Source organism: Pedobacter sp. ASV12 (genome assembly GCF_016429155.1).
In the GTDB taxonomy this organism is placed as follows: Bacteria; Bacteroidota; Bacteroidia; order Sphingobacteriales; family Sphingobacteriaceae; genus Pedobacter.
On record NZ_JAELUC010000110.1, the window covers coordinates 1 to 9,656 of the forward strand.

The following is a 9,656-nucleotide window of genomic DNA, read 5'->3' on the forward strand; positions in this document are numbered from 1 at the left end:
CCCCCCCCCCCCCCCCCCCCCCCCCCCCCCCCCCCCCCCCCCCCCCCCCCTTTTAGATGTGTATAAGAGACAGGGATAATTGGGCTAATTTTTCTGGATTTATGGAACAGGTAATGATAGAAAGCATTAAGGCTTTGTTTTTTTTGAGGCCAGCTTGGCCAGGTAGGGCGCTGTATTGGTTCGGTTAAAATATTTGTATAGCCTTTGCACGTATCGGGTTTCCAATATGTAGAATTTAGATTGGATATATTTGAAAAAGGGTATGGTTTTTTCGAATTGATGCAGTTGCGCTATTAAGATATTATCGGCTTTCCATTTGGCCGCAAATTTCTCGTTCATTGTTTTGGCTTCAGGCTGCTTTCGGGCAATGCCCAATGGAAATTTTACGTGTTTTAACTTCTTCTTTGGAACAAGCCTGAACCATAACTCTGAATCAACCGCACAATAAAGAGCTTCTTGTATGGGTTCGTGGATGTCGGCTTTCCAAAATGTAGAATGCTGCATCAGCACTCCGCCAATAAAAAGATACCTCGAATTGACCAAAAATGCCTTTTCATAAGTTAGCTCACCGCTGGCTTCATCAATTACAAGCCCATCGCCATAAATCATATCGGCTTTGCTTTGCTCAAATGCGTTGGCCAGCGTAAAAAAAGCTTCGTCCATATAAAGGTCGTCGCTATTGATCCAGCCATAAAGCTTTCCCGAAGCCAAGCTAAATCCTTTGTTGATGGCATGGCCATGGCCCTTGTCTTTTTCGCTTACCCAATAGCTGATCCAAGGCGAATATTTGGCCAGGATTTCTAGGGTGCCGTCGGTACTTCCCCCATCAATAACAATGTATTCCAGGTTAGGGTAGTTCTGTAACAGAACACTTCTAATGGTTTCTTCAATATATTGCCCTTGGTTAAAAGATGGCGTTACAATGGTTATTTTTGGCCACTCTTTTTTGGCATGGTAAAGCAATGGCGATGTTTGGCTATCCCATGGCCAGCCTTTTCTTTCAGTTCTGGGAAGTTCCTGCAATAAGCCTTGGGCGCTGGTGCCAATTTTTTGTAAAGGGTATTGCACACCTTTAGCTAAGAAAAGTGCCCTGTACGATTCCAAGTTCGGAAGAGTAGTTGTTATGCCCATGTTTTTCTTAGGTTGGCGGCTTTAACAAAGGCCTGGTTTAAAGCATCAGTCGCGGCTTGAATACTAAAGCGGTCTTTATGCTCAAATGAAGTTTGATGGCCATGTGCTATTTGGGCCAACATGGCTGCGGCCATATCGGCAGCATTCAAGGGGTCAAAATAGCGGGCATATGATCCCAGCAACTCGCGGTGGCCTTTTAAGTCGCTGATTATTACCGGACAGTTGAGTGAGGCGGCTTCTAATGGAGGCATATTGGAAGGGCCCAAGAATGTAGGCATAACCAGCGAAATGGCATTCTTATAAAGGGTAAATAGTTCGTTGTTTTGAACAAAGCCTAGTATTTTGACGTATGACGTTAATTTTTTGCTGTCGATATACTGCTTTACATAGCTCAGGTTTCCTTTGTCTGATCCGGTAAATACAAGCTGGGTTGCCGGATGTTTTTTAAGGAGGATTTCAAAGGCATCAATGAGCAGGATATGGTTTTTATGCGCCCAAAACTGAGCCGGATAGACAAAGAACTGCTGGGGGCTAAGTTTAAAACGTTGCAGGATGTCAAGCTGTTCCTGAACTTCAATATTTTCTTCAACCACATTGCCTGGAAAGATGGGCATAACCTTTATCCTGTCTGGGTTGATGGATGTATAGCTAGCCAGTTCTTCCTTGCCAGCAACCGTTTCTGTTAAAATCAGCAACGCTTTAGGCAGTATTTCGTTGTAGTAGGCTTTCCTGGCCTCCAGATTTTCCGAAAATTCTGGAAACATATATGTAGAAACGTGGCCAATATCCCAATGGATGGTGATAAATGGGAAATCGTAACGATTGCCATCAGGGTTCACATAAAACAAGAGCTTGATGTTATTGGCATTCAGTACCTTTTTGATTTTTTGGTCTCTGGCAGAGGCGTGTTTGTTTTCAAGTCGATAAAGCCAGTTTTTGAAAAGGCCAAATGGCATTTTATGCAAACAAACAATAAAAAGTTTACGGCAAAGATCGGCCAGCGTAAAAGAGCTGAATGGATGAAAGGTAAGCAGCTTCTTTTGCGTATGGATATTCTTTTTTTCGAAATTGAGAAATAATACCTCAATCCCAGGATCAAACTCATGGGTATCAATCGCATTGATCAGCTGCTTCACATAAGAATAACTTCCGCCTGCAAGGGGATTGTAATCAAAATTAATGGGTATTCCAATTCTTAGCTTAGGCATTCGATAACGGTTTGTTGATCGGCATCAGTTAAACCCAATCCACTAGGGATGTAAAAGCCATTTCTGGCCAATTTCTCGGCAACGGGATAGCTTTCATTTTTAAACAATCCCATTTTTTGAAACACTGGCTGTTCGTGCATGCACCAAAAGAAAGGGCGTGTTCCAATTTTGTTTTCGGCTAAAAGGTTAACCATTCTTTCTTTCTCTTCTGGGCTTGGGGCAACTAAGCCAAATATCCAGTAGATGTTTTCGCTATATTCGGTTTTTTCAAGTGGCAGCTTGTAGCCTTTGGCCTGGAGCGGCGAAAGCCCTTTATGATAGGCAGCCCCCATGGCCCTCTTTTTTTGGATAAAGTGGTCGATTTGCTCTAATTGAGCGAGGCCCAAGGCAGCCTGTAAGTTGGTCATCCGGTAATTCCAGCCCAGTTCATGGTGTACAAAACGCGGACCATTGGGCTCAAAGCATAGGTTCCGAAGTTTTTTGCACCTTTCGGCCAGTTCGCTGTCGTTTGTTAACAGCATACCACCCTCTCCGGTGGTAATGTGCTTGTTGGGATAAAAACTAAAGATGCTGATATCGCCAAAGCTGCCACACATTTTGCCTTTATAGGTTTGGCCATGCATTTCGGCCGCATCCTCTATTACTTTGAGTTTATATTTTTGAGCCAAATCAAGTATAGGATCTAGATCAACCGGCAAACCGTAAATATGTACAACGAGGATAGCTTTGGTTTGGGGGGTAATCTTGGCTTCTATTTGGTTAACGTCCATGTTCCAGGTCAGCGCATCGCTATCAACCAAAACAGGCAATGCCCCAGCACTAACTACAGATTGAGCAGGGGAGATAATGGTAAAAGCTGGCATGATCACCTCGTCGCCAGGACCAATATTCAAGGCTTTAACTGCGATATCCAACGCCGCAGAGCCATTGCTTACCGCAATGCCATGTTTACGCCCTACATAGTTGCTCAATTGTGCTTCGAATTGGGTGATAAAAGGCCCTTCGCTACTGATCCAGCCTGTTTCGATGCACTGTGTTAAATATTGGAGCTCGTTTCCGTTTAGCAGGGGGGTGTTAACTGGAATAGGATTCATCTTACTTTTTTCTTAGTATGTAGCAAACGCCCCAAGTTTCAACAGAAGAGGGTGCCTTGCTTAAAAATTCTTCGGCATGCAAAACTTCAAACCCCGTGGCATAAGCCAATAACTCTATTTCGGGTTTGCTAAAATGACGCATAGGGTGGTTCTCGCCAAAAGTAGTTTTTTGGCCACTTTTGAGGTCTTCAACCGTTATCTCGTAATTTACTTCCACAATGTTTTGTTCACGGTCAATTACCGGTTCTGCATGACGTGTAACATGGATATGTTCGTCTTGCAGCGTTTTGCTGCGTTTTTCGGGTACCTGAAAGTTGACTGCCGCACTATGCCAAACATCGAAAATAAATAAACCGCCTTGGTTTAAGTGGCGATAGACATTTTTGAATGTATTGATCAAGCTATCGTTATCGGTAAGGTAGCTGATTACATGGAAAAGTGAAAGTGCCACATCAAATGACCTGTTTATTTCAAAGTCTGTAATGTCGGCAACTTTAAAGGCAACATTTTCCGTTTGGGTTTGGTTGGCAATGTCGACCATTTCGGCGCTGCGTTCCAAGCCTAGCGTATGGTAGCCCAGTTTGGCAAGTAAATGGGCATGTTTGCCCGTGCCCGAACCCAGCTCTAGCACTTCGACGCTTTCCGGACGGTATTGTTTAATGAGCTGGTGCAGGTAATCGGCCTCTGCCTGATAGGCTTTATCCCGATACAAGAGGTCGTAATATTGACTGTAAAGCTTAAAGTTCTGGCTCATTTTTGGCTGAAATCAGGTTGATGTTTTCGGGTTTATGCTCAAATCGTACTTTGTCTTCGTCGCCACAATAAGGGCCCTGCTTAATTTCGATCATCTCGGTATCTTCAAGCATTTCAAAGCCATGTCCGCCAGCGGCCAATAAAATGACGTCGCCGGTTTCTACGATTCTGCTTTCTAAATAGGTACGGGCATCATCATAAAAATCTACCCTTACTTTTCCTGTTTTAACGTATAATACCTCCTGGGTGAGGGTTACCTTGCGCTCGACCAGGTTATGCACATGTGGATCAATCACATAGCCTTTTGCCCTGTTCATGTAGCCCAGCTGCTGCGAAAAATCGCCGGGCGTAAAAAAGGAGATGCCTTCTTTCTTGTAATTGGCCCTAATGATAATTGCCAGCTTTTTGTTTAAATGATTTACTTCTTCTAGCATAGCCGTTAGGTAATGAGGGTGCAATCGGCAATTAAATAGCCGGTTCTCGGACTATAAGGGAATGTACGGTCGGCCATAGGGGCATCAAATATTTCAAAATGAAGCACATCGTCTATCCAGTCGTAATTTTCGGCTTCGCTTACGCCAAGCCAAGCGTAAATGGCATAGGGGCCGGGTATAAAGCCGTTCAGCTTGATTTCGCATTTATAGCTCATTTCCTGTCCGTTAAATTTGATAAATGGATCCAATTTCGGAATGGCTTCCATAATGGTGTTGCCAAGGCTGCCCTTTATGCCAAAAACTACAAAGGCATTGGGATAAGCCGTTTCTGAATTGGTTTTGAAGTCGATAGTGAGGGTCATCGCCGGCTGGTTGCCCGAAACCGTACATTTGAGCGAGCTAAAATGGGGCCTGCTTAGCTTTCTTGTATCTAACCACGTATCAACAGTGTTTGAACCGCTGCTTTGGTAATGCCTAACAGCCGAAGTTGCATCGCCAACAAAGCCAAGTTTGCCCTGTTCAAGTACAATGCCATTATTGCATAGGTTTAAAACAGCATCCATATTATGGCTCACAAACAGTACGGTGCGGCCTTCGCCTTTGCTTACTTCGCCCATTTTGCCCAGGCATTTTTTTTGAAATTCGGCATCCCCAACCGCTAGTACTTCATCTACGATCAGGATTTCGCTTTCCAAATGCGCGGCAACCGCAAAGGCCAAGCGTACATACATGCCGCTGCTGTAGCGCTTTACGGGGGTGTCTAAGTAGCGGGCTATGCCTGCAAAATCAACAATTTCGTCAAGCTTGCGTTTGATTTCCTTTTTGCGCATGCCTAAAATGGCACCATTCAAAAAGATGTTTTCGCGCCCGCTTAGTTCCGGATGAAAGCCCGTGCCTACTTCCAACAAACTCGCGATGCGGCCATGCCCACTTATCTTACCGGTGGTTGGTGCGGTAATTTTGCTCAATATTTTAAGCAAAGTGCTTTTGCCGGCACCGTTTCGGCCAATAATGCCTACGGCATCGCCTTGTTCTATTTCAAAGTTGATAGCGCTCAGGCTCCAAACAATATCACTCGTACTTCTGGTATGCTGTTCGTTAGTTTCGCCTATTTTTAAAAAAGGGTCTTCCTTACCACGGATACGCGCAAACCAGCGTTCCAAATCGCGGCTAACGGTGCCGGTACCTATTTGGCCAAGCTGGTAGGCTTTGCTCAGGTTTTCTACTTTGATTGCTATGTTCGACATGGGTGGATTAAACGGTGTCTACGAAGTTTTTTTCTACTTTATTAAATACGACGATGCCTAGCAAAAGGATAACGAACGTACTAATGGTGGTATAGCTTAAGGCATCCCAACTAAATGTGCCCTTGCCCAAAAAGCCGTAGCGAAAGGTTTCGATCAAGGTAGTCATTGGGTTGATTTTGATTAACCAGGCATATTTAGGGTATTTTTCTACTGCCGCAGACAAGGGATAAATAACCGTGGTGGCATACATCAATAATTGAACTCCAAAACTGATGAGGAAGGACAGATCGCGGTATTTGGTAGTCATGGCCGAGATGATCATACCCAAGCCCAAGCCTAGCAAGGCCATCAGCACAACAACCAAAGGAAACAGCAAAATAGCCCAGCTTGGCTCAAAATGTGCACCATTGGTGGCATAGTAGGCCATAAATATAAAGAACAAAACCAGTTGCACGCCAAAGCGAACCAAGTTGCTCACTACAATGCTGAGGGGCATAATCAGTCTCGGAAAATATACCTTCCCAAAAATGGGTGCATTGTCTTTGAATACCGACGAGGTTTTGGTCAAACAATCGGCAAAATAGTTCCAGGCCGTAATGCCAGCCATGTAAAATAAAGGTTTGGGCAACTTATCTGTCGATATACCGGCTAAATTGCCGAATATAAAAGTGAAAATAATGGTGGTAAACAAAGGCTGGATAAAAAACCATAAGGGTCCCAAAATGGTCTGTTTGTAAAAGGAAACGAAATCCCTCCTTACCAAAAGCACCAATAAGTCGCGGTAGGCCCAAACCTCGCCGAGTTTCAGGTCAAACAAATTATTGGCAGGGACGATCTCCCAATTTTCTTGCGTTTTGTTCATTAAGAATCAGCTGGTTTTACAGCACCGTTAAAGATAAGGTTCTTGATGCTGTTTCTGTATTTTTCGTAGTTGAAGGTTTCGAATACTTTTTGCTGCAAAGCCATTTTCTCCTCCTGATTAGGCAGCGAAACCAAAATCTTTTTCAAGGTGTTTTCTATTTCGTCGAGGTTGTCTGGATCTACCAAGTAGCCCAGTTCGCCATGTTTAAGCGCATCAACACTGCCATCCTTATTGCCGGCTACAACGCGCAAGCCACCAGCTACAGCCTCGATAAACACAATGCCAAAGCCCTCTTTCTTACTGGGCATGATAAAAACATCCGAAAGCAGAAAATGGTCGGTAACCTCGGCTTCGTCAACAAAGTCAATCAGCTTGATATGGTCTCTAATCTGATGCTGTTCGATGAGCTTTTCGAGCCTGGCATGTTCTTCTTCGTCCCACTTTCCTGCCAGGAGGTAAACCAAATTAGGGTTGTTTTTGACCAGTCGGGGCAAAATGGCTATTGTATTGTCGTAGCCTTTGTACTTCTCTGTGGCTACGAGCCGCGACAAGCTCATTAAAATAATTTGATCTTTGTGCAGTCCATACCTGTGCAATAACGACTCTGGCTTCGAAAAAATAGACGGAAAATGATAGAACGGATCGAGGCAGTTGTTCAGCACCTCTATTTTTTGTTCGCTCAGGTGATGTGCGCTTTTGATTTGCGCAGCGGTAAAATGACTAACCGCAATAATTTTGTCTAGGCGCTTAAGTGCCTTGATTTTGGCCTCGGGCAGTTTGCGCCAAATTTCTATGCCATGCGCAATGAGGTAAACCTTGGTACTTGGCTTAAGTCTTTTGATGAGGTAGGCAACAGAAAGCAGGTTGATATGGCTCAGGATAACCACGTCAGATTTGAGCCCCGTAAGCAAAGATTTAACCACAAAGAATTTGCGGTTGCCTCCAAAACCTTTGTATTGATGTTTTTTCAGGTATCTCGAATCCCTGTCGTAGCTCTGGTCGTACATGCAATACGTCATGGGATCTACCAGTTCTTCTTCGCTCAGGTCGTAAAGAGTTCTACAAATAGTGCGGCACACCTTTTCTATACCACCGGTAAATCCAAAAACCTTTAATGTTAAAAAAAGTACTTTTTTAGGAGGCATTAAATATTTTGTAAAGTGCAAGGGCCGAAGTCCAGTGCAATTTATTTTCGCCGAAAGTCTGCATCAGTTTTTTTGCTTTCTTGTTTTGGTAGCGGTCTGGCGAGGCAATTTCCTTGTTTTTCCTGATCCACTCCTGAAACGGAAAAGTAAAGCCCATTTTAGAGCGGTTCCAGATCTGCGATGGCAGCTCATCCTTGTAGGCTTCTATCAACAGCCTCTTTTTCTGGTTTTCTCCAAAGCGGATGGAAGGATGAATAGCGCTGACCAATTTGATAAAGTTAACGTCGAGAAATGGCACCCTAACTTCTACGCCGTGGCTCATGCTCATAAAATCGGTGTCTTTTAGCAGCTGGTTCTGCATGTACATGTTCATTTCGAACCAACTTGCTCTTTCTTCGTCGTTCAAGTAACGGATGCTGTCGTTTAATGGGATATTTTGGAGGCAGTTGATCACCGTTTGGATGTCCAAGCCAAGCAGCTCGGCAATGATGTCTGGCGTATACAGGCCACGTAGGCACAGGTATTCGCCAACAGGCGACTCAAAGCTTAAATAATACAGCCTTTTTAACTTGGTGTTTTTGAGCAAACGGGCCGATTTGATCAACGCTTTGCTCAAGCTGCCCAGGTTCTGTATTTTCCTGATCCGGTCAAAAGAAGGATAGCCCCCAAACAATTCATCGGCACCCAAGCCAGAAAGCACCGATTTGATGCCGTTTTCTTTGGCGCATTTGCAGATGAACCAGGTGTTGATGCCGTCGTTGGTAGGCTGGTCCATACATTTCATTACCTTTTCGAAGTTATACACGAAATCGCGGTAGGTAATCAAGTGTTCGTGCTTGTTGGCCAAAACACGTTCAGAAATGGCTTTGCGGTGCGAGCTTTCCGAAAAATCTATCTCGTTAAAATTGGCCGAAATAGAAGTAAGGTTTCCTTTTGTATAATTGTCGGCCAATAAGGTAATGATAGAAGAATCAAGTCCGCCACTGAATAAAACGCCGATGCTTGTATCAGAAATCAATTGCAGCTTGATGGCCTTGGTCAATTCTTCCCTGATTCTCATGATCGCTTCGTTTTCATCAATGATTTCTATGGCCGCACTAAATTCAAAATAAGGGTTGATCTTGAATGAGCCGTCGGCCAACTCATATTTCAAGAAACTGCCCTTAGGCAGGGTATATACGCTTTTAAGCGTAGTAAAGGGTTCTGGAATATGTCCGAACGCTAAATAGTAAATCTTCCAGTTCTCGTTTTCGGATAGGCTAAAGCCTGAGTGGGCAAAGGCCTTTACTTCCGATGCAAAAATCAACTGGTTGATGTTTGCATTATAATAAAGGGGCTTTACTCCGCTTTGGTCCCTCACCAGGTAAACGCAGTTTTTGCGTTTATCGTGCAGGCAGAAGGCAAAAATACCGTTCAGTTTTTCAAAAGCACCTTCGCCCCAAAATTCGTAGGCCTTGATGATAACTTCAGTGTCTGACTCTGATTTGAATTTAAATCCATGTTGGATAAGTTCGCTTCTCAGCAGCTTGAAATTATAGATCTCGCCATTATAGGCAATTGTGATTTGCGAATTGTCGCTCAGCATGGGCTGATGGCCAGCTTCGCTCAAATCCAATATGGAAAGCCTTCGGTTACCTAAGCATACTTTGTGCCTGTCTCTTATACACATCTCCGAGCCCACGAGACAGTACTCATGATCTCGTATGCCGTCTTCGGCTTGAAAAGGGGGGGGGGGGGGGGGGGGGGGGGGGGGGGGGGGGGGGGGGGGGGGGGGGGGGGGGG

Annotated in this window: 9 protein-coding genes; all 9 read right to left on the minus strand. The window is 44.4% G+C overall.

Going from position 1 to position 9,656, the window contains the following annotated elements:
* Positions 1-126: 126 nt before the first annotated feature.
* Positions 127-1,131 (minus strand): glycosyltransferase family 2 protein, encoded by a 1,005-nt coding sequence (locus JHD69_RS17770; RefSeq protein WP_199141693.1) that lies wholly within the window; start codon positions 1,129-1,131, stop codon positions 127-129.
* The gene (locus JHD69_RS17775; protein WP_199141694.1) at positions 1,122-2,339 is read right to left on the minus strand and encodes a glycosyltransferase; all 1,218 of its coding nucleotides are present in this window, start codon (positions 2,337-2,339) and stop codon (positions 1,122-1,124) included. The genes JHD69_RS17770 and JHD69_RS17775 overlap by 10 nt, the downstream gene beginning before the upstream one ends.
* Positions 2,327-3,433, minus strand: coding sequence for a DegT/DnrJ/EryC1/StrS family aminotransferase (locus tag JHD69_RS17780; protein ID WP_199141695.1), 1,107 nt, complete (start codon positions 3,431-3,433; stop codon positions 2,327-2,329). Before JHD69_RS17780 ends, JHD69_RS17775 begins: the two co-directional genes overlap by 13 nt.
* A 1-nt stretch (position 3,434) precedes the next feature.
* Entirely contained in the window at positions 3,435-4,187 is a 753-nt protein-coding gene (locus tag JHD69_RS17785; RefSeq protein WP_199141696.1) for a class I SAM-dependent DNA methyltransferase, read from the minus strand.
* On the minus strand, positions 4,171-4,620 hold the full coding sequence (locus tag JHD69_RS17790; RefSeq protein WP_199141697.1) for a hypothetical protein: 450 nt from the start codon (positions 4,618-4,620) through the stop codon (positions 4,171-4,173). Before JHD69_RS17790 ends, JHD69_RS17785 begins: the two co-directional genes overlap by 17 nt.
* A 5-nt stretch (positions 4,621-4,625) precedes the next feature.
* A complete protein-coding gene (locus JHD69_RS17795) occupies positions 4,626-5,867 on the minus strand; it encodes an ABC transporter ATP-binding protein (RefSeq protein WP_199141698.1) in 1,242 nt (413 codons plus the stop codon).
* Between the two features lie 7 nt (positions 5,868-5,874).
* The gene (locus JHD69_RS17800; protein ID WP_199141699.1) at positions 5,875-6,729 is read right to left on the minus strand and encodes an ABC transporter permease; all 855 of its coding nucleotides are present in this window, start codon (positions 6,727-6,729) and stop codon (positions 5,875-5,877) included.
* Positions 6,729-7,874, minus strand: a complete 1,146-nt coding sequence (locus tag JHD69_RS17805; RefSeq protein ID WP_199141700.1) for a glycosyltransferase family 4 protein — start codon at positions 7,872-7,874, stop codon at positions 6,729-6,731. The genes JHD69_RS17800 and JHD69_RS17805 overlap by 1 nt, the downstream gene beginning before the upstream one ends.
* Positions 7,864-9,656: asparagine synthase (glutamine-hydrolyzing) (gene asnB / locus JHD69_RS17810; protein ID WP_199141701.1), on the minus strand; the 1,793-nt coding region annotated here is incomplete at its 5' end. The genes asnB and JHD69_RS17805, both read right to left, overlap by 11 nt.